Origin of the sequence: Streptomyces sp. NPDC026673, assembly GCF_040638135.1 — a bacterium.
GTDB lineage: Bacteria > Actinomycetota > Actinomycetes > Streptomycetales > Streptomycetaceae > Actinacidiphila.
In genome coordinates this window covers 222,031-241,771 of the sequence record NZ_JBEZXR010000002.1, presented here as the reverse complement: position 1 = coordinate 241,771, position 19,741 = coordinate 222,031, and the positions used below count along the sequence as shown (strand labels likewise).

Here is a 19,741-nt window from a genome sequence, read left to right as displayed (position 1 = left end):
CCCCGCGAAGGGTGTCCTAGGAGGCGGCGACGAGGCCGGTCTTGTAGACCGTCCCCGCGCAGGCGCCGCCGATCGTCGCGTTGACGACCGGGGATCCGGCCTTGGGGGTGTGGCGCAGCAGGATGCCGGCCGAGCCCTGTCCGGGATCGGAGTCGCCCGCCGCGGGCGCCGACGCGTCGCCGGCCGGGCCGTCGCTGGAGGTCGCGGTGGGGGTGGGCGACGCAGGGGTCGCGCAGCCGCCGGGATCGCCGCCCGAAGCGGGCACCCAGGTGAAGTCGACGCGGTAGCTCTGCCCGGTCCCCAGGACCAGCGTCGCGAGGCCGTCGGGCAGTGCGGTGCCGTCGCCGGCGGTGTGGTCGACGACGCTGATCCGGGCGGATTCCGCGGAGCCCTGGGCGACGAAGTCCACCGTCCCGGCGCCGTCGACGGTGCACGAGCCCCCGGAGATGTTGGCCACCTGGAACCAGCCGCTGACCCAGCCGGCGCCGTCGGCGGGGCCGGCGTAGCCGGAGGCGCTGCCGAGGTCGTCCGCGGTGCAGGTCGGGGCGACGGCCGCGAGGGTGTTGGAGGGCCCCCGCGTGCCGGACGACCCGGAGCCGGGCCGCTGCGGGGAGTCGCCGCTGTCCATGCGGTCGTCGCCGGTGTGGTCCCCGCCGGGGGACGGGCTCGGCGAGCCGGTGCCCCCACCGTGGTCGTTCGCGTCGCCGCCGAGGCCACCGGTGTCCTGGGAGCTGGCGGCGCTGGCGGAGTCGGGGCTCGCCGATCCGGAGAGGTTCGCGGCGTGGAGGGCCGCGGGGACCGCGACCACCGCCAGCAGGCACGCGGCCGCGGTGCCGGCCAGCAGCTGGCGGCGGTGGGCCCGACGGGCGGGAACCGCGTGCCGCAGGTGCTCCAGCGCCTCCTGGCCGGGCTGGATGTCGCTCACGGCGTCGCGCATGAGCCGGCGCAGCGCCAGTTCGTCGGGACTCAGCCGCTCCTCGGGAGTGCCGCCGCTGATGTCGTTCTCAGGTTCCATGCCGCCAGGTGGATTCAGGTTGATCATGCCGGGGCCCCCATCGCGACGCGGAGCGCCGCAAGGCCGCGTGAGCCGTACGCCTTGACCGAGCCTATGGAAATACCCAGGGTCTCGGCCACTTGGGCCTCGGTCATGTCGGCAAAGTAGCGCAGGACGAGGACCTCGCGTTGCCGGCGCTGCAGCGTGCGCAGCGCCGCCTTCAACTCGTCGCGCTCCAGTGCCTCGTACGCGCCCTCCTCGGCGCTCGCCATGTCGGGCATGGGCTTGGAGAGCAGCCGCATGCCCATGATGCGGCGGCGGAGGGCGGAACGGGAGAGGTTGACGACGGTCTGCCGGAGGTAGGCGAGGGTCTTCTCGGGCTCACGCACCCGCTTGCGGGCGGAGTGGACGCGGATGAAGGCCTCCTGGACGACGTCCTCGCAGGAGGCGGTGTCGTCCAGCAGGAGCGCGGCGAGGCCGAGCAGGGAGCGGTAGTGGGCCCGGTAGGTCTCGGTGAGATGGTCGACGGTGGTCCCGACTGACATCGCGCGATCAGTGTCGCCGCGGTCGCGGTCCGAGGGCGCCTGCACGACAGGCCAGGGCGCGATCACCGGGATCCCGCCGACTGCACGGGACGGTCGCCGGATGTATGGGCGCGCCGGGGCGCTGCTCCGCCCCACGAGGGCCGCTTCGATGCCGAGTACCTCTGCCACGTCTGTTGGACACGCGTCCCCCCGTCAGGGTTGTACGCCAGAGGCACCGTTTTTGACGGTGTAGCACATATGCCCATGCGTACCAACTCTTCCCCAATGCCCCTTTTGCCCGGCGCTGTTACGCCGCACCCCCGTGCGCAGCACAGTAGGACAGTGCGCTGACACAAAGACGCTCCCTGCGCGTCGCGCGGTTGCGACACACAGGGAGCTGAAATTGTCTGGTGCGTACAGGCTTCCTATCAAGCGGTCCAGACCAGAATTTGGATCGCCCGACCGAAACGGGACGGCTCAGCGGCCGGTTCCTCCGTAGACGACCGCTTCGTCGGTTTCGCTGTCCAGGCCGAACGCGCTGTGGACGGCGCGCACGGCCTCGTTCACGTCGTCGGCGCGGGTCACGACCGAGATCCGGATCTCGGAGGTCGAGATGAGCTCGATGTTGACGCCCGCGTTCGACAGCGCCTCGAAGAACTGCGCCGTGACCCCGGGGTTGGTCTTCATGCCGGCGCCGACCAGCGAGATCTTGGCGATCTGGTCGTCGTAGCGGAGCGTCTCGAAGCCGATGGTGCCCTGGACGCGCTTCAGGGCCTCGATCGCCTTCGGCCCGTCGGCCTTGGGGAGGGTGAAGGAGATGTCGGTCAGGCCGGTGGCCGCGGCCGACACGTTCTGCACCACCATGTCGATGTTGATCTCGGCGTCCGCGATCGCCCGGAAGATCACGGCCGCCTCGCCCGGCTTGTCGGGCACACCGACGACCGTCACCTTGGCCTCGGATGTGTCGTGCGCGACACCGGAGATGATCGCGTGCTCCATGCCCTTCTGGTCCTCTCGCGGCTCATTGCTGACCCAAGTGCCCTGGAGGCCGGAGAACGACGACCGGACGTGGATCGGGATGTTGTATCGGCGGGCGTACTCCACACAGCGGTGGAGCAGCACCTTGGAGCCGGAGCTGGCGAGCTCCAGCATGTCCTCGGACGAGATCCAGTCGATCTTCCGCGCCTTCTTCACCACGCGCGGGTCGGCGGTGAACACACCGTCGACATCGGTGTAGATCTCGCACACCTCGGCGTCCAGGGCCGCCGCCAGCGCCACCGCGGTGGTGTCGGAGCCGCCCCGGCCGAGCGTCGTGATGTCCTTGCTGTCCTGGGAGACACCCTGGAAGCCGGCCACGATCGCGATGTTGCCCTGGTCGAGCGCGGTGCGGATGCGGCCCGGCGTGACGTCGATGATGCGCGCTTTGTTGTGGACGGAGTCGGTGATGACACCCGCCTGGCTGCCGGTGAACGACTGCGCCTCGTGTCCGAGGTTTTTGATCGCCATCGCCAGCAGGGCCATGGAGATCCGCTCTCCGGCGGTCAGCAGCATGTCGAACTCGCGGCCGGTAGGCATCGGAGATACCTGCTCGGCGAGCTCGATCAACTCGTCCGTCGTGTCACCCATCGCCGAGACCACGACGACCACCTGGTGGCCGCTCTTCTTGGCATCGACGATCCGCTTGGCAACGCGCTTGATGCCCTCGGCATCCGCAACGGAGGAGCCGCCGTACTTCTGCACGACAAGGCCCACGTGCGCTCCTCAAATCCGGTACTGCGTTCGGCTCAGTTTAACGAGCAGGCCGGGACCGACCCCTCAATATCAGATGCTGAGACGCCGAGCCCACTCTGCGAGCCATCTGCCCAACGACACGCCGACCTATGCACACCGGGGCGCGTGCTCCGGGTCACTACGGCCCCGGGTCACCACCACGGACACGCGATCACGCGCCCGCGATCACACACGCGCGCCCGCCCCACGGGAGGGGCGGGCGCGGCGGGGGTTCAGCGGCTGGGGCGCAGTCCCAGCGGCTTGGCGATCTCGGCGGCCATGACCCGGCCGGCCTCGGCGGCGAGCTTCTCCTCGTCGTCCGCGCCATGGTCGGTGTCCAGGCCGTCCAGCGCGTCCAGCGGGCTGTCCAGCCGCACATGGGCGACCAGGGACTGCAGGGCCCGCAGGGAGGCCGAGGCGGTCGGTCCCCAGTTGGACAGGTAGGAGAACTGCCACCACCACAGCGCCTCGCTGACCCGGCCCTCCCGGAAGTGCGCCAGGCCGTGGGCGAGGTCCGTCACCACGTCCGCCAGGTCGTCGGAGATCCGGCAGGCCACCGGCGTGCTGCGCGGCACGTACGGGTCGAAGACCTCGGAGTAGACGTCGATCGGCTCCAGCAGCACCGCGAGCCGCTGGCGCAGCTCGTCGGCGTCGGGCTCCGGGCCGATGTCGGGCTCGTAGCGCTCCTCCGGCACGATGTCCTCGTGCGCCCCGAGGCGGCCCCCGGCCAGCAGCAGCTGGGAGACCTCCAGCAGCAGATACGGCACCGCGCTGTCGGGGTCGTCGCCCTTGGCGACCTCCCGTACCGACAGGATGAAGCTCTCGATCTGGTCCGCGATCGAGGAGGCGAAGTCGTCGGGGTCCAGGGCGTTGTCAGACATCAAGCAGCCGCCTTCCTTCAAAGGCCCGGCCGAGCGTGACCTCGTCGGCGTATTCCAAGTCGCCGCCGACCGGCAGGCCGCTGGCGAGACGGGTGACCTTCAGTCCCATCGGTTTGACCATGCGTGCGAGATACGTGGCCGTTGCCTCCCCCTCGAGATTGGGGTCGGTGGCCAGGATCAGCTCGGTGACGGTGCCGTCCGCGAGCCGCGCCAGCAGCTCCCGTATACGCAGATCGTCCGGGCCGACCCCCTCGATCGGGCTGATCGCGCCGCCGAGCACGTGGTAGCGGCCGCGGAACTCGCGGGTCCGCTCGATCGCCACCACGTCCTTGGGCTCCTCGACCACGCAGATGACGGCGGGATCGCGGCGCGGATCACGGCAGACCCGGCACTGGTCGGCCTCGGCGACATTGCCGCAGACCGCGCAGAACCGGACCTTCGCCTTCACCTCGCTGAGAGCGTGCGCGAGCCGTCGGACGTCGGCGGGATCGGCCTGCAGGATGTGGAAGGCGATCCGCTGCGCGCTCTTGGGACCCACGCCGGGCAGCCTGCCCAGCTCGTCGATCAGGTCCTGAACCACGCCCTCGTACACGCTGTGCCCTCTTCGTCGCCTGGAACTAGAAAGGAAGGCCGGGGATGCCCCCGAGGCCCTGGGCGAGCGGGCCGAGCTTGCTCTGCTGCAGCTCCTGCGCGCTCGCGGTCGCGTTGTGCACGGCGGCCACGACCAGATCGGCCAGCGTCTCCGTGTCCTCGGGATCGACCGCCTTCGGGTCGATGACCAGACCCCGCAGCTCGCCGGCTCCGGTCACGGTCGCCGTCACCAGGCCACCGCCCGCCGAGCCCTCGATCTCGGTCTCGGCAAGCTCCTGCTGGGCCGCCGCGAGGTCCTGCTGCATCTTCTGTGCCTGCTTGAGCAGCTGCTGCATGTTCGGCTGACCACCACCGGGGATCACGGTCTCGCTCCTGCCTCACGACATCGGTTGTGCGGGTAGGGCGAGCCTACGTGCTCGGGCGCCCACTCGCGCTACCCGTACGAGGGAACGAGCGGCGCGCGTCGCCCGTTCCGCCCGCGCGGTGCCGTTTCCCGAGGGGGAACGGGGCGGCCACGGCTACTCGTTGGCGATCTCCTCGATCACGGTGGCGCCCAGCTCGCGCACGATGAGGTCGTGGCCACTCAGCGCCGTCTCGTCCAGATCGGGATCGTCGTCCTCGGGCATGTCGTACTCGACGGGCGGGGGCTCGTCGGCGACGGGCGCGTACGCGGGCGCCGCCGGCGCCGCGTTGACGGCGGCCCGGGCCGCCGCGGCGGCCGGGGGCGGCGGTGGTGCCGGGGAAGACGCCGGGTTCTGGGGCTGCTGCTGAGGCTGTTGCTGCGGCTGCTGCTGATACGGCTGCTGATACGGCTGCTGCGCGGGCGACGCCGGGGACACGGGGGCGGGGCGGGGGCCACCGCCGCCGGGCCCTCCCCCCGGGCCGCCGCCCGGTCCGGCCGGACCGGGGCCGCCGCCGGGGCCGCCACCGGGGCTGACGATCGCCTCGATGCGCCATTGCACGCCCAGGGCCTCGCCGATCGCCTGCTTGAGCACGTCCTCGTGACCGCGGTTGGCGAAGCTGTCGCGGGCGCCGGGGTTGTCGAAGCCGATCTGCAGCGTCGAGCCGTCGAAGCCGACGAGCCGGGCGTTCTGGTCGAGCAGTATCCAGGTGACCTTCCGCAGCCGCTTCACCGCCTCGAGGACGGTAGGCCACATCTGGTGCACGCGCGAGGCGTCGCCGATGGACTGCGCCGCGGGGGCGGCGGCCGGGGCGGGCGCGGGGGCCTGCGCGGGCGGGGCCGCGGGGGCCGGCGCCGGTGCGGAGGCGGCGGCGGAGGCCGCGGTGGGCCATGCGCCGGGGCGCTGCCCGCCGCCGGGCGCGGCGGCACTCGGCCAGGCACCGGGCCGCTGCGCGGCGGGGGCCTGCGCGGGCGCGGCAGCGGGCGCGTCGACGGGCGGGGGCGTGGGCTCGACGGGGGCGGGCGGCACGGGGGCCTGGGCAGGGGCGGCCGGTGCGGGAGCAAAGGCGGCGGCCTCGGCGGGCCGCGCCTGGCCGCCCATCGCCGCGCGCGCCGCGGCGGGCCCGCCACCGGGCGGCAGCGGTTCGCCGAACTCCACCACCGGGGCCGCCGGGCCGCCGGCGGGGACCGCGAAACCGCCCGCGGACGCCCGGCGTTCCAGCCGGTCCAGACGGGCCTGGAGCGACCGCTCGTCTTCGTACGCCGCCGGCAGCAGCACCCGGGCGCAGATCAACTCCAGCTGCAGACGCGGAGAGGTCGCCCCGCGCATCTCCGTGAGCCCCGCGTTGACCAGGTCCGCGGCGCGGCTGAGCTCCGCCGCCCCGAAGACCCCGGCCTGGGCCTGCATCCGCTCCACGACATCGGCGGGGGCGTCCATCAGGCCCTTCTCCACCGCGTCCGGCACCGCCGCGAGGATCACCAGATCCCGCAGCCGCTCCAGCAGATCGGCCACGAACCGGCGTGGGTCGTGCCCGCCCTCGATCACCCGGTCGACGATCTCGAACGCCGACGCGCCGTCCCCGGCGGCGAAGGCGTCCACCACGTCGTCGAGGAGCGCGGCGTCGGTGTACCCCAGCAGCGAGGTCGCCATGGCGTAGGTCACACCGGCCTCGCCCGCACCCGCGAGCAACTGGTCCATCACCGACATCGAGTCACGCACCGAACCGGCACCGGCACGGACCACCAGCGGATACACCCCGGCCTCGACCGGGATCGCCTCCCGCTCGCAGACCTCCGCCAGGTAGTCGCGCAGCGTGCCCGGCGGCACCAGCCGGAAGGGGTAGTGGTGGGTGCGCGACCGGATCGTGCCGATGACCTTCTCGGGCTCGGTGGTCGCGAAGATGAACTTCAGATGCTCCGGAGGCTCCTCGACCACCTTCAGCAGGGCGTTGAAGCCCGCCGAGGTGACCATGTGCGCCTCGTCGATGATGTAGATCTTGTACCGGCTGCTCGCCGGCCCGAAGAACGCCTTCTCCCGCAGGTCACGGGCGTCGTCCACGCCACCGTGCGACGCGGCGTCGATCTCGATCACGTCGATCGACCCCGGGCCGTTGCGCGCCAGGTCGCGGCACGACTGGCACTCCCCGCAGGGTGTCGGGGTCGGGCCCTTCTCGCAGTTCAGGCACCGCGCCAGGATGCGGGCGCTGGTCGTCTTGCCGCAGCCGCGCGGCCCGCTGAACAGGTACGCGTGATTGACCCGGTTGTTCCGCAGCGCCTGCTGCAGCGGGTCCGTGACGTGCTCCTGCCCGATGACCTCGGCGAAGGACTCGGGACGATAGCGGCGGTACAGAGCGAGGGACACGCCTACGACGATATCGGCCCCCACCGACACCCGGGCCCCGCGCGTGTGACGGGCCCCACACCGACGGCCGCCCCGGCCGCCCCGGACCGCGTTCCCGCAGGTCCGCGGGCAGCAAAAGACCCCTCACGCACCCGCCAGAGCCCACCTACCCTTGCTGCCTTCCGGCCCTGGGGGAGTTCAGCGAGATAGCGCCACGTGAGGGGCTACGCCCACCCTACCTGATCCGATCACCCGGGAACGAGTTCGCGAGCACTCCCTCCGGTCTAGTAATGTTTGCCGCGGAGGATTCGCCTAGAGGCCTAGGGCGCACGCTTGGAAAGCGTGTTGGGGGCAACCCCTCACGAGTTCGAATCTCGTATCCTCCGCCAGTGCCTCACCGGGCACGATGTCGAAGGGCCCCACCGCTCGCGGTGGGGCCCTTCGACGTTCCCCGGCCCTCGTCGTCCTGGTTCGTGTCCGCGGCGGGTGCATCCGGGCCGCGCCGCCCGGCTCCGGCCCCATGATCCGGTCGATGACCCGGTCCGGGACCCCCGAGGGAATCAGGCCCGATGCGCGGCCGGCGATATCATCGTCGGGTGGTGGAGCCAGGCTGCGCCGCACGCGAACGGGCATCCGCCCTTGCACGTGAGGTGACTCCATGACGTCGGTGCCGGTCTACGCGATCTACGTGGTGGTCGCGGCGCTGTACGTCCATGCCCTGGTCGACTGCGTCAGGACCCCCGCGGCGCGCGTGCGCATGCTGCCCAAGGCGGGCTGGCTGGTCATCATGATCCTGTTCCCCGTTCTGGGCGCCATAGCCTGGCGAAGCCTGGGCAAGCGGTCCGCTCCGGTCGAGGGCCGGCCGTCTGCAGCCTGAGCTCGGATGCTCGCCGCTCCCCGTCCGGTTGTAGCGCCGGGCACGGAAACTCCCGCCGCGCGGGATCCTGCCCCCGCTTCGGCGCCCCCATGGAAGTCGGGTCCCCAGGCCCAAGCCCCCTCGGGATCAGGGGGATTCCAGGGGGCTTCGTCGTGCCGCGCCACCGTGCCGCCCGGTCCGGGTCACGGCGGAAGCCGGGAACCGGACCGGGGAGCGGGTCACTTTACGGAGACGCCGTCGCCGTAGGCGGTCGCGCCGCTGGTGGTGCCGGTGCCGGCGAAGTTCCAGCGCCAGGTGCCGCTGGAGTTCGCGGTGACCGTGGTCCGGAGCTTGCCGGCGCTGTCGGTCTTCACGGTTTTCACGGTGGTGTACGCCGAGGAACCGGACTTCTTGAACTGCAGGGCCACGGACTGGCCGGTGTACCCCGCGTAGACGTTGGTGTTCCAGTTGGCCCGGGTGAGCGCGCCGGTGACGGTGAGCTTGCCGCCCCGGCTGACCGGTTCGGGAGACGCCTTGGTGTCCGACAACTTGGCGTACCGCTTCACCTTGACCGTGGCGCTGGTCTCCAGATCGTAGAAGTCCTGGTCCATGGCGGCGGCCTCGGCGGTGAAGTGCCAGGTGCCGGCTTCGTCGTTCTGGAGGTCGAAGTAGTCGTCCTTGTCGTTGGCGTCCAGGGTGAACGTGAACGCGCACTTCCGGGTCGTCGAGGAGGGCTTGGTGCAGTCGGCGGTGTTCGCGTAGAGGAGCGTGTCCTGGGGGCTCCGCAGCTTGGCGCCGTAGATGTCGCGAATGCCGGAGTTGTCCTTCGCGGTGGCCGTGACGGTCAGCTTCTGTGCCGCGCTGATCCCGACGTTGACGGTCGTCTTGCTGAAGGTCACCGAGGTGAAGACGGTGTCGCCCTTGTGGGTGTCCGCCTGGGCGGCGGAGGCCGTGAGGGCGAGCAGTGCCAGGGCGCCGACGGCGGCGGCCGAGGCGATGTGTATGCGCATGGTTCTCCAAGACCGGTGGGCCGGAGCGGTGTCCGGTGGGCGCGCGAGCCGGCAGCGGAGGGACGGTGGGGGGACGGCCGGCGAATGCCGCCGTGCTTCCCCCTCCCCCCGACCGCGCATCGGCTCCGCGGTGCAGCAGAAGGTACAACACGCCCCGGAGCTCCTCGCGGCCCGCCCCGGATTTCGCGGAACCCGCCCTGACCTGGGCGATCGCGCCTCTCGGGCGGAAGGGCGTGCGGCAGGGGGAGATCACCGTCCGCCTCGGTCACTTGCGCACCCGGGTGACCGTGACGGGCGGGTGTCCGGTCGTCTCGGCGATCACCTCCACCAGCAGCCCTCGGTCGCACGTCGTGTACGCCTCGCCTCCGCCGGTCCGCGCCGGGAGCCCCGGGCCGGACGCGACCAGGCAGACCGCGGCATGGAAACACGCCGGGGCGCTCAGTCGCCGGGACAGCGTCACCCGGCCGTCGGGGAGCTCCACCGCGAGATGCGTCGGCCGGGCGGGATAACCGACGTAGCCGACGACAGGGCAGTCGATCGTGTCGGGACGCGCTTTCCGCCGTCCTCGCCGGCGTCCCGGGTGTGCCCCCTTCAGCGACTTGATCATGACGCCCTCGGCACCCTGCGCTCGCAGCGCCTCCCACCAGACCCGCGCCTCGTCGGGAGCGGTCGTCCCCGGCGTGGACTGGATCGGCGACTCCTTCGACGTGCAGCGCAGGGCCATCAAGGCCACGTCGTCGCGGATCCGCCCGCCGGTCCACGAGCGCAGATCGTCCAGTACGCGGTCGAGCAGAGGGCCCGGATCGTTCTCGCCCATCACTTGGAGGGGCTCGGCGACCGGGTAGAAGCGGCCGTGCAGATTGCGGGCTTCGGAGGTGCCGTCGATGAAGAGCAGCAGCAGGTCGCCGGGCCGGAAGGGGATCTTCTGCGATCGGTACGCGGCATCGGTCAGTTCGAGCAGCCCCAGGGGTGGCGCCGGCACCTCGGGCGATACCTCGGTGACGGCCCCGCGGCGGCGCAGCAGCGGCGGGGGGTGGCCGCAGTTGACGATGACGGCCGTGTCGTTGTCCCCCGGTGCCTGCGTGACCAGGATCGCGGTGGCGAAATCCTCGCTCCGGTCCCGCCGGGCGACGGCGCCGTCGAGCCGCGCGGCCACGCCGTCCAGGCCGGGTTCGGTCCGGGCCGCGTCACGGAAGACCCCGAGGATGTCGGACGCGGCCTCGACGGCATCGACTCCCTTGCCGCGGACGTCGCCCAACAGCACCCGCACGCCGAACCTGGTCTCCAGCATGTCGTACAGATCCCCGCCGATGCGGGCATCGGGCTCCGCGGCGACATAGCGCACCGCCACCTGCATACGGCCGATCCGGGGCGGCAGCGGACGCAGAAGGGCCCTCTGAACCGCCTCGGTGATGCCGTGCAACCGGGCCGCCGCCCGCTCCTCCCGGTGCAGCAGGGCGATGACGCCCGCGGTGATGGCGGCCGCCATCAACACGCAGCCCGCGGCGCTCACGTGGACGACCGTCGGCACACCCGCGTTCCTCCAGGCGAGCACGATCACCACGACGATCGCGAGGGCACCCGCGGCCAGCGGAGTCCAGACGCTCCGGGCGCGGACCGCGGCCAGCACCGGTACGGCGATCAGGACCGGGGAGAGCGTGGTCTTCGGCCCGGTCATCAGATCGATGATCACGCAGGCGACGATCATCAGGTAGCCGACCCCGAGGAGAAGCTTCGCGCCGAGGGGCAACTCCGCCCACCTGTGACGCTCATACCAGGCATGAGCCATCGGGTGTCACCCTTCTGTCCCGGGCTCTCCCTTCCCAATGTTCCGCATCGTGACCTCCTCCGTTGTCGCCCGGTGGCCACCGCCCGACCTGCCGCGCCGGAATGCCGGAAGCGTCGGTGAACGTGAGGGATACCGGCCCGCCGCGGAAGTTCGATCAGGTCGTGGTCGTCGTGGACGAGGCCGGCCCGTGTGGAGCGGTGCACGACGATCGAGGCGCGGCGCGCATACGTCCAGGGTCTCCCCAGGTGACGGCGGTCGCATCCCGGCCGCGCGGGTGCACGGGTGCAGGCACGGGAAGGGCCCGGCCGCGGCTTGGACCGCCGTCCGGCCGGCCCGCGGAGCCCGTGCCGGCGGCGGACGAGTCCCGGATCAGCACAACCCTCGGCGCCCTCCGGGTGTCCCACAGGTGAACTCCGCCCCTCGGACACCTGGGAGCCCCCGTGCGCACACGGATGCGAACGTATGTCACAGCCGCCGCCGTCGCCGCCGCGGCCACCGCCGGGCTGACCCTCCCGGCCATGGCCGCCGGTCCCGCGCCGACCACCGGCGACTTCAACGGCGACGGGTACGCCGACCTCGCCGTCGGAGTGCCCAACGGCACGGTCAACGGCAAGGCGAAGGCCGGCTACGTCAACATCGTCTGGGGCGGGTCCAAGGGGATCGGCGCCCACGGCAGCATCCGCGTCAGCCAGGCCACCCCCGAGGTGCCCGGCTCTCCCGAGGCGGGCGACCGCTTCGGGAGCTCGGTGGCGCTGGTGGACACCAGCGGCGACGGCATGGCGGAGCTCCTCGTCGGCACCCCCGGCGAGGACGTCACCGACCGCGGCAAGGACGCCGGCTCGGTCACCGCCGTGGGCGGCGCCAAGCGCGGCACGGGCCCGGGCTCCGTCGTCCTCAACGGCCCCTCCGCGTCGGCGGCGTTCGGCCTGGCGGTGACCTCGACCGACGTGACCGGCGACGGCAGCAGGGACATCGTGATCGGCGGCAAGGACAAGGTCGTCCTGCGCACGGCCGACGGCATCTACACCACCGTCCTCACCGCCCCCATGGGTGGCCGCGCCCCCGTCCTCACCACCGGTGACTTCACCGGGGACGGTACGGACGACCTGGCCGTCGGCTACTGGACGACGACCCCGTTCACGCAGTCGCACGTACGCCTGTGGGCCTGGGACCCGGCCGAGCAGTCCATGGCCAACACCTGGAACACCGACAACGCCGGCGTCTCCGCGCTCGCCTCGGGCGACTTCGACGGCGACGGCCACGACGACCTGGCCCTCGGCGAGTGCCGTGAGATCGCCGACGAGAACATCGACGACCCGTGCGGCCCCGAGCAGATGGCCACGGGCGGCGGCATCCACGTCCACTACGGCAACGCGACGCCCGGCAGCTTCGGGTCCCGCCGGCAGACCCTCAACCAGGACACGGTCGGCGTGGCGGGCATCGCGGAGACCGGTGACCGGTTCGGCGCCGCCCTCGCCGTCGCCGACATCAACGGCGACGGCCGCGACGACCTCATCGCCGGCGCCCCGGGCGAGGCGATCGGCACCCGCGCGGCCGCGGGCGCCGCGACCGTGCTGTTCGGCGGCCCGACCGGCCTCGTCGACGCGTATGACGAGGGCCACTCCGTCGCGTTCAACCAGAACACCGCACGCGTGCCGGGCGCCGCGGAGCCCGGCGATGCCTTCGGTACCGCCGTCGCCACCGGCGACTACAACCACGACGGGAAGGCGGACCTGGCGGTCGGCTCCCCGGGCGAGAACTCCGGCTCGGGCGGCGTGTGGCTCCTGCCCGGGGCGAGCGCCAACGGCTCCTTCGCCCTCACTCCGGCCAAGCTGGGCCTGCCCTCCCCGACGAGCGCGCTCGCGTACGGCAGGTACCTCGGCAACCGCTGACGGCCCCACCGGCACCCGCGGGCACGCCATGTGTCCTCAGGACCGGGGCGGCGACGACCACGCGCATCTCGTCGCCGCCCCGTGCTTGGCGCACCTCGTCCGCGGCTGTCGGACGGAGGGCCAAGAGGTCGCTGGAGGGGTGCCGGACGACGGCGTCTTCGAAGTTGCGATCAGCGCTCGTCCGGGCGCAGGGTTGGCGGCGTGGGCCGCTCGAGGGTGGCGCACCCTTCGCGAATGAACCGTCCGAGCTTCTCCTGCACCGCGTTGAAGCGAACGTCGATTCGCTCGTCCATCTCCACGACGGCCTCGCGCGGCAACTCCCCCGAAGAAGATCTCGCCTCGTGCTCCTCGGCGCAATTCAGCAGGTCACGCAGGCTGGAGAGGCACTCCTCGGCCTTGGAGGACACCTCCTCGGGGCCCTGCAGGCCGACACCATACGAGGCCATCACGGCATCTCTGTGCGCCTTTCTGCCCTCCATGCGAAGGGCGACCGTGTTCTCCGACAGGGCGTCACTTCGAAGGCAACAGCGGTGATAGTCGAGCGCCGCCCCTCGGGCCATCAGAACCCTTTCGGCGAATTCCTGATAGGCCGCCCTCCTGTGCTCCCTCCTCCAGCGATGGTGTTCCAATCGGAGATCGAATCCCTGCACGCTCGCCTGCCGGTGGGACTGGCGTTCCTCGTGTCGCTCCAGAGCCTGCTGTTTCGTACGTTCCGAGCGGAGGGCGAGAAACCCGGTCAGAGCACTGCCGATCAAGGTTCCGATGATCCCCGCGAGGGAGAGGAGCAGCGAGTCGGGCATATTTCATGACTGCGTCGGACGGCCCACGGTTACTCCAGTCCTGCCGGCCGGGTTCCGGTTCTCAACGTGCCTGGGGCGCCAGCCCGTTCGGCTGAGCGGCGCCGCCGCGGAAGGCGCGAAGGGCCCCTGGAATCCGCCGATCCGGCCGGGGCCCTTCAGGTCGTACGCGGGGTGGGTCAGCGGACGGTGGAGCGGGCGGCCTGCTCGATGATGCGGGTCACCGCGCCGGGGCGGGAGACCGAGACGGCGTGGGAGGCCTTGATCTCGACGGTGTGGGCGTGGGCCCGCTCGGCCATGAAGCGCTGGGCGGCGAGGGTGATGTTCTTGTCCTGGGTGGTGACCAGGTCCCAGGACGGGATGGTCCGCCAGGCGGCGCCCGCGGCCTTCTCGTCGAAGACCGACGCGGCCACGGGGCGCTGGGTGGCGGCCATCTGCTCGGCTACGGACTTCGGCACGTCGGCCGCGAACTGGGCGTGGAACTTGTCGGCCTTGATGTAGAGGTCGGTGCCGGTGCCGCCGCCGGGGAGCGGGAAGGGCACGGCGTTGAGGGTCTCGCCGAGGGTGCCGCCGGGGAACTTGTCGGAGATCTGCGTGACGGTCTCGCCCTTGTCCGGGGCGAAGGCGGCTATGTAGACGAGCGCCTTGACGTTGGGGGAGTCGGCGGCGGCCTCCGTGATCACCGAGCCGCCGTAGGAGTGGCCGACGAGCACGACCGGGCCCTTCACGCTCTTCAGGAAGCTGTGGACGTACGCCGAGTCGCTCGCCAGCCCGCGCAGCGGATTGGCGGGGGCCACGACCGGATAGCCCGCATGCTTCAGGCGCGACACCACGCCGTTCCAGCTGGAGGAGTCCGCGAAGGCGCCGTGCACCAGGACGACCGTGGGCTTCTTCTCCTGGGGGTGGTGCGCGGCCTTGGCGGCGTTGGCCGGGGCCGTGGCCGCCAGCGTGAGCGCCGCGACGCCCGCGGCCGCGCCGAGGACGGCGACGCTCTTGCGGGTGGGGCGAAGCACGGTCTTGAGGTTCACGGGGCTCTCCTCTGCCACGGCGCCCGGCACAGGCCGGACAAGCGATCCCGGGTGTCCGCCCGGGGCGATGCAGAGAAATCTAGCGCCCGTTTAAGTTGTGCGCAACTGAGTTGCGTCCAACTTCATGGCTCGCATGGAAAATGTGGTGCCGCCCGCCCCGACGGCCGGCCGTACGCGGTCACGGGCCACCCCGGTGCGGACGTGAACCCCGGCCGACGCGGGCCGGGGTCCGTGTCCGGAACGGTCAGGTGCTGGTCAGCGCGGCCCGCCCGCGGTCCGCCCGCGTCGGTCCGGTGGCCGACGGCCGCACGTCGAAGTCGAACATGGCGGTCGGCACGTACAGGGAGCAGCACGCGTTGGGGATGTCCACGATGCCGCTGATGCGTCCCTCTATCGGGGAGGAGCCGAGCAGCAGGTACGCCTGCTCGCCGCTGTAGCCGAACTTCTTGAAGTACTCGACGGCGTTGAGGCAGGCCCGGCGGTAGGCCAGTGTCGCGTCGAGGTAGTAGTTGGTGTCCGTGTCGTGGTCGACGGAGATCCCGATGAAGGTGAGGAAGTCCGAGTAACGCGGCTCCACGTTGCCGGGCATGAACACCGGGTTGGTCGAGATGCCGTACGCCTCCATGCCGCCCTTGATCAGGTCGACGTGGAAGTCGATGAACCCGCCCATCTCGATGGCACCGCAGAAGGTGATCTCCCCGTCGCCCTGGCTGAAGTGCAGGTCGCCGCCGGAGAGCTTGGCGTCCTTCACGTGCACCGGGTAGAACACCCGGGATCCGCGTGTGAAGTTCTTGATGTCGTGGTTGCCGCCGTTCTCGCGGGCCGGCACCGTACGGGCGCCCTCCGCGCAGATGCGCGTGGCGAGGTCGCCGGTGGCCGTGCCGGCGAGCGCGTGGGAGGAGTCCGGGGGAACCGCGAGCGGCGGGACCCGGTTCGGGTCGGTGTCGATGAGCGCCTTCTCCCGCGTGTTCCACCGGCCCAGCAGTTCGGCGGAGGGGGCGGTGCCGAACAGTCCGGGGTGGGTGATGCCGGTGAAGCGGATGCCGGGGAGGTGCCGGGAGACCGCCTGCTGCCCGTGGAAGTCCCACACCGCCTTGTAGGCGTCCGGGAAGTAGTCGGTCAGGAAACCTCCGCCGTTGGCCTTGGCGAAGATGCCGGTGTAGCCCCAGCCCTGACCCGCGGCGTCCCCGGACTGCTGGGGAACGGGGCCGAGGTCGAGTATGTCGACGACGAGCAGGTCGCCGGGCTCGGCGCCCTCCACGCCGATCGGGCCGCTGAGCATGTGGGGAATGGTGAGATCGATGTCGCGGACGTCGTTGGCGGAGTCGTTGTTGCCGACCTGGCAGTCGGTCCAGTCACGGCATTCCATCCGGAACTCGGCTCCGGGCTTCACCATGGCGGCAATGGGTATGTCCGGGTGCCACCTGTTGTGTCCTGGAGTGTCCTGATCCCGCATCGACTTGGTCTGGTCCACGCTGAAAACTACTTCGGGCATGACAGCCTCTCTTCTCTGATCCGGTCAGGACGTTGTGCCCGTGCTCCCGGCCGATGCCGCCCGGCCTACCCCGGGGACCCGGCCGACGCCGCGGCCCGGGCCTCCTCCCGCGACTTCCTGGTGAGCGGCCACAGCGCGGCGAACACCACCACGCCGAAGGCGCCCAGGGCGATGGCGATCTCCGTGGTGTGCTTCCAGTAGCCGGACAGCAGCAACGCCGCGGGAATCACGCCGGTGACCCAGCCCTCGATCGCCGTCACCCAGCCCACATACGTATTGAGTTCCGTTTTCCGGAGACCGAGCACGACGAAGAACAGAGCCCACAGGAACGCCCAGTACAGCCAGATCACGCCGAACGGGTAGTCCTTGAAGAGGTGGAAATTGACGAACGAGTAGCCCAGGGCCACAATCGCCACGAACAGGGAGTAGTACCCGACGCAGATATTGTCGATACCGGCGAGCAGGACGATACCCACGTAGAGATAGGTGAATCCGAAGAGGTAAATCCCGGACGCCGCCAGAATCTTGTCCTGGTCACCGTTGGCCGTGAAGATGAGGTAGGTCGGTGTCAGCACCTGCAGCGCACCCACGAAGAGGTTGAACACCGCTGCCGACTTGGGGTCGACCTTCCCCAGCAGCAGCAGGCCGTTCATGAACAGCACCGCGCCGACGAAGAGCAGTCCCACGTTCGCCACGGGGACGCACCTCCTAAGTCCGCATGACGGATTGCGGCCGGCGCGCCACCGGGTCCCGCCTCGGCGGGAGCAACGTCCGCGCCCCGGCGTCGGCCCCCCTGAACACCACTGCCTCGCCGACCACCGCCCTCAGGGCCTGGGCAGCCGCGAGAGCGCGGGGTGCGGCCGCGGAGCCGCCCGCTCACGGGGCGGCGGCGCGGTCACCACGTCCGGCATCTCACGGGACCTCTCCTCCCGTTCGCGGAAGGAGGCGATCCCGTGCGGGGTCGCGGTGAGGGAGGGGGACGAGAACACCCGCCTGGACGCGCCCGCGCAGACGGGGCAGTCGTAGGCGGCCGGCGCGGTGCCGATCGCGAGCTTGACGTCGAAGGGCCCGCAGCCGCTGCAAAGATATTCATAGGTTGCCATGAAGTTGCCTCCGGTCACCGGCGCACTTTGGTCAACCTCGACGTCTGCGACACACCCCGTTGAGCGCACGCCGGGGAAACAATCCCTATCTCAAGGAGACGCCACGGCAACACAGTTGTCAAGGTCGGCGGGAAGCGCCCGGGCGTGGCGGAGAGGGGTTGCGGAGTTCCCCTCCGGTGCCCGCGGAAAACCATGGGTTTCACCGCCGGCCGACGCCCGGACGCATGACGGGGCGACCTTGGCGGGGATTGTTTCCGCGTTTTCTCCCGAACCGGCGGACGGATATCCGCGGCACCCGCGCGACGGGATTCCCGTCCCCACCGCTCACCGGAACACGGTCGCAGCCGGGCCCGGCGGCGACCGGCGCGGTGGGGCCTCCGTCCGCCCCTCGCCCGGCCCGGGCCGGGCGTCGCGCCCCGGGGAGGAGGTGGGCGGTATGCCCGCTGTGAGGCGGTTCACTGCCCTTTTCCTGGACGAATACCACTCGCGGCTTTAGCGTTCATATGCATCGGCCTTTTCCGTGAATGCAGTGGCAATGACGCCGCGCTCATCGGACGGCACACAACATCGCGGAACAAGGCGAACGCCGGAGAGGTGGACAAGTTGAGCATGGACGCCGTGTGGGTCCGTGGCGTGAACGGGCTCCAGATGCATCACGTCACCGACCTCCAGGACGCCGGAAGGTTCCTGGGCAACGCAGCCATGGCGCTGCGGGCCGCCCACGTACGGACCGGGTCCGACCACTACGAAGGCCTCGCCACCGAGCTCAAGGCCCTGGTGTCGCGGGTGCGGGAGCTGGAGGACCAGGCCCGCTCCGCCATGCACGAGCTGCACGCGACCGACCCGGAGCGCTTCGCCCGCTGCCGCGACGGCCACGAGCCCTGGCCCGGCGAGATCCAGGCCGGGTTCATCCCGCGCCACACCTGCCGCGACGAGTGCCTCTACCACGACCGCGGCGTGCTCGAGGCGATCACGCAGTGCACCTGCGGCAGGCCGCCCTGCCAGGCGTGCGAGATCGGCGGAGCACCCGTGATGAACTGATCCACCGCGCTGCGCGGCCGCCCTCGGGCGGCACGAAGGCCCCGGCCCGAAAGGCCGGGGCCTTCGTCGCGCCCGCCCGGGTTCCGCCGGCCCACGGGGCGGCGGGGTCCCTACACGAGGAGCCTGAGCAGCAGCACCGCCACCACCAGGACGGCCGCCGCGATGGCGACGACCCGGGCGACCCGGCGGCGGGAGGGCAGCGGGAGCACCTCGATGCCGGCGGACCCCGGGAACGCGTAGAAGACACGGTCGGGGTCGGTGGGGACGGTGATGCGGGCGAGGGGCAGGTGGCGGAGGACGACCGTGCGGTGGACCTCGCCCGCGCGGGGTGCCAGGTGCGGTTCCAGGGCCTCGGCGTGCGTCGCGTCGAGATCGCCGGGCAGCGCGTCGTCGCCGGTCAGCTCGGCCTTGCGCCAGTGGCCCGACCGGGCGGTGCGCAGGCGGACCCGGAACGGGGGCCGTCTGCGGGGCCGGCGCACCACCTCCCCGCGGCTGCGCTGCTCGATGAGCCCGCCCATCCATGTGGTGACGACCCCGCTCCCCGCACAGGCGTCGTGCGCGACGGTGCCGCCCGCACCGCACTTCGGGCAGTCGACGAGCCCCGTCCCCTTGCACTGGGAGCACTCCGTCCGGCCCCGCCCGGCACAGGTACGGCACGCGGCCTCCGGACGGCGGCACTTGGCGCAGCGGACGCGTCGCGGGACGGCACCGGAGGCGGGTTTCCCGGCGCGGTCGCCGCCCTTGGGACGCGGGCGCGGTGTGCCGGTGCCGCCGCATTCGGCGCAGGGCTCGAGTCCGCGGCAGTCCGGGCAGGCCGTGGTCGGGTCGCAGGGGAGGCTGCCGCGCCCCTCGCACCGCCCGCAGGCCCATTCGCCGTTTCCGCACTCGCAGGTGCGGTGGTGTACGGATCCCTCCCGGACCAGCTCGATCCGGCGTGTGGTGCCGTGGTCGCCGGGCGGGCCGGGCCGGTAGCCGGCGATGTGCGTGTAGGTGGGGAGCGCGGTGAGGTCCTTCCGGCCCTTCTCGGTACGGGGGGTCTCGCTGCGGGTCTCCGTGGTGCGGCGGATGCGGCAGTCGAGGATCGAGTGCCAGGAGAGGTCCGCGCTGCCGGGCGAGTCGAGGCGGACGGCGCCGCCGTCCCGGGAGAGATGCCGGGCCAGGGCCTGGAGCATGTCGTCGTCGGACGGCGGACCGGACGGGCTCTCGGCCAAGGCGACCACTCCCCTCGA

18 protein-coding genes, 1 tRNA gene and 1 other RNA gene are annotated in these 19,741 nt (G+C 71.5%); 4 read left to right on the top strand and 16 right to left on the bottom strand.

The features are described 5' to 3' along the window. Positions 1-16: 16 nt before the first annotated feature. The 8 genes from AB0F62_RS02680 to ffs all read right to left on the bottom strand — a co-directional run bounded on the left by AB0F62_RS02680 (position 17) and on the right by ffs (position 7,730). A complete protein-coding gene (locus AB0F62_RS02680) occupies positions 17-1,015 on the bottom strand; it encodes a hypothetical protein (protein WP_361791354.1) in 999 nt (332 codons plus the stop codon). A gap of 23 nt (positions 1,016-1,038) precedes the next feature. After that, entirely contained in the window at positions 1,039-1,611 is a 573-nt protein-coding gene (locus AB0F62_RS02675) for a SigE family RNA polymerase sigma factor (protein ID WP_361791509.1), read from the bottom strand. Positions 1,612-1,995: 384 nt separating this feature from the next. Next, complete coding sequence (locus tag AB0F62_RS02670) at positions 1,996-3,270, bottom strand: aspartate kinase (protein WP_361791352.1); 1,275 nt, start codon at positions 3,268-3,270, stop codon at positions 1,996-1,998. Between the two features lie 251 nt (positions 3,271-3,521). After that, on the bottom strand, positions 3,522-4,169 hold the full coding sequence (locus AB0F62_RS02665) for a DUF5063 domain-containing protein (protein ID WP_361791350.1): 648 nt from the start codon (positions 4,167-4,169) through the stop codon (positions 3,522-3,524). Further along, positions 4,162-4,761, bottom strand: coding sequence for a recombination mediator RecR (gene recR / locus AB0F62_RS02660; protein ID WP_361791348.1), 600 nt, complete (start codon positions 4,759-4,761; stop codon positions 4,162-4,164). The genes AB0F62_RS02665 and recR overlap by 8 nt, the downstream gene beginning before the upstream one ends. A gap of 25 nt (positions 4,762-4,786) precedes the next feature. After that, complete coding sequence (locus AB0F62_RS02655) at positions 4,787-5,122, bottom strand: YbaB/EbfC family nucleoid-associated protein (protein ID WP_361791346.1); 336 nt, start codon at positions 5,120-5,122, stop codon at positions 4,787-4,789. A 156-nt stretch (positions 5,123-5,278) separates the two neighbouring features. Next, positions 5,279-7,522 carry a DNA polymerase III subunit gamma and tau gene (locus tag AB0F62_RS02650; protein ID WP_361791344.1) on the bottom strand — a complete coding sequence of 748 codons (2,244 nt, stop codon included), beginning with the start codon at positions 7,520-7,522 and terminating at the stop codon, positions 5,279-5,281. A 111-nt stretch (positions 7,523-7,633) separates the two neighbouring features. Further along, positions 7,634-7,730, bottom strand: an RNA gene (ffs, locus tag AB0F62_RS02645) — signal recognition particle sRNA small type. A gap of 72 nt (positions 7,731-7,802) precedes the next feature. Here ffs and AB0F62_RS02640 point away from each other — a divergent pair. Together AB0F62_RS02640 and AB0F62_RS02635 are read left to right on the top strand one after the other, a co-directional pair. Further along, positions 7,803-7,890: transfer RNA gene (locus tag AB0F62_RS02640), tRNA-Ser, on the top strand. A 269-nt stretch (positions 7,891-8,159) separates the two neighbouring features. Beyond that, complete coding sequence (locus AB0F62_RS02635; protein WP_361791342.1) at positions 8,160-8,378, top strand: PLD nuclease N-terminal domain-containing protein; 219 nt, start codon at positions 8,160-8,162, stop codon at positions 8,376-8,378. A gap of 218 nt (positions 8,379-8,596) precedes the next feature. On the opposite strand, the gene AB0F62_RS02630 is transcribed toward AB0F62_RS02635, so the two are convergent. Then, entirely contained in the window at positions 8,597-9,367 is a 771-nt protein-coding gene (locus AB0F62_RS02630) for a calcium-binding protein (protein ID WP_361791340.1), read from the bottom strand. Positions 9,368-9,632: 265 nt separating this feature from the next. Beyond that, positions 9,633-11,117: a SpoIIE family protein phosphatase gene (locus tag AB0F62_RS02625; RefSeq protein ID WP_361791338.1), complete on the bottom strand. Its 1,485-nt coding sequence runs from the start codon at positions 11,115-11,117 to the stop codon at positions 9,633-9,635. A gap of 479 nt (positions 11,118-11,596) precedes the next feature. Here AB0F62_RS02625 and AB0F62_RS02620 point away from each other — a divergent pair, with 479 nt between their 5' ends. Beyond that, positions 11,597-13,048 (top strand): integrin-like protein, encoded by a 1,452-nt coding sequence (locus AB0F62_RS02620; protein ID WP_361791336.1) that lies wholly within the window; start codon positions 11,597-11,599, stop codon positions 13,046-13,048. A gap of 170 nt (positions 13,049-13,218) precedes the next feature. On the opposite strand, the gene AB0F62_RS02615 is transcribed toward AB0F62_RS02620, so the two are convergent. The 5 genes from AB0F62_RS02615 to AB0F62_RS02595 all read right to left on the bottom strand — a co-directional run bounded on the left by AB0F62_RS02615 (position 13,219) and on the right by AB0F62_RS02595 (position 17,471). Then, the gene (locus AB0F62_RS02615) at positions 13,219-13,848 is read right to left on the bottom strand and encodes a hypothetical protein (protein WP_361791334.1); all 630 of its coding nucleotides are present in this window, start codon (positions 13,846-13,848) and stop codon (positions 13,219-13,221) included. Between the two features lie 176 nt (positions 13,849-14,024). Then, positions 14,025-14,873, bottom strand: a complete 849-nt coding sequence (locus tag AB0F62_RS02610; RefSeq protein WP_361791332.1) for an alpha/beta hydrolase — start codon at positions 14,871-14,873, stop codon at positions 14,025-14,027. 244 nt (positions 14,874-15,117) lie between these two features. Further along, positions 15,118-16,368: a formamidase gene (gene fmdA / locus AB0F62_RS02605; protein WP_361791330.1), complete on the bottom strand. Its 1,251-nt coding sequence runs from the start codon at positions 16,366-16,368 to the stop codon at positions 15,118-15,120. A gap of 65 nt (positions 16,369-16,433) precedes the next feature. After that, entirely contained in the window at positions 16,434-17,063 is a 630-nt protein-coding gene (locus AB0F62_RS02600; protein ID WP_361791328.1) for an AmiS/UreI family transporter, read from the bottom strand. Between the two features lie 129 nt (positions 17,064-17,192). Continuing rightward, the gene (locus AB0F62_RS02595; RefSeq protein WP_361791326.1) at positions 17,193-17,471 is read right to left on the bottom strand and encodes an FmdB family zinc ribbon protein; all 279 of its coding nucleotides are present in this window, start codon (positions 17,469-17,471) and stop codon (positions 17,193-17,195) included. 609 nt (positions 17,472-18,080) lie between these two features. Here AB0F62_RS02595 and AB0F62_RS02590 point away from each other — a divergent pair. Then, the gene (locus AB0F62_RS02590) at positions 18,081-18,512 is read left to right on the top strand and encodes a hypothetical protein (RefSeq protein WP_361791507.1); all 432 of its coding nucleotides are present in this window, start codon (positions 18,081-18,083) and stop codon (positions 18,510-18,512) included. A 110-nt stretch (positions 18,513-18,622) separates the two neighbouring features. On the opposite strand, the gene AB0F62_RS02585 is transcribed toward AB0F62_RS02590, so the two are convergent. Beyond that, the gene (locus tag AB0F62_RS02585; protein WP_361791324.1) at positions 18,623-19,723 is read right to left on the bottom strand and encodes a hypothetical protein; all 1,101 of its coding nucleotides are present in this window, start codon (positions 19,721-19,723) and stop codon (positions 18,623-18,625) included. Positions 19,724-19,741 lie beyond the last annotated feature (18 nt).

Coding starts and splice junctions, on each gene's coding strand:
- AB0F62_RS02615 (WP_361791334.1), bottom strand. CDS start 13,848: ATGCCCGACTCGCTGCTCCTCTCCCTCGCGGGGATCATCGGAACCTTG.
- fmdA (WP_361791330.1), bottom strand. CDS start 16,368: ATGCCCGAAGTAGTTTTCAGCGTGGACCAGACCAAGTCGATGCGGGAT.
- AB0F62_RS02665 (WP_361791350.1), bottom strand. CDS start 4,169: ATGTCTGACAACGCCCTGGACCCCGACGACTTCGCCTCCTCGATCGCG.
- AB0F62_RS02595 (WP_361791326.1), bottom strand. CDS start 17,471: ATGGCAACCTATGAATATCTTTGCAGCGGCTGCGGGCCCTTCGACGTC.
- AB0F62_RS02635 (WP_361791342.1), top strand. CDS start 8,160: ATGACGTCGGTGCCGGTCTACGCGATCTACGTGGTGGTCGCGGCGCTG.
- AB0F62_RS02630 (WP_361791340.1), bottom strand. CDS start 9,367: ATGCGCATACACATCGCCTCGGCCGCCGCCGTCGGCGCCCTGGCACTG.
- AB0F62_RS02680 (WP_361791354.1), bottom strand. CDS start 1,015: ATGGAACCTGAGAACGACATCAGCGGCGGCACTCCCGAGGAGCGGCTG.
- AB0F62_RS02590 (WP_361791507.1), top strand. CDS start 18,081: ATGGACGCCGTGTGGGTCCGTGGCGTGAACGGGCTCCAGATGCATCAC.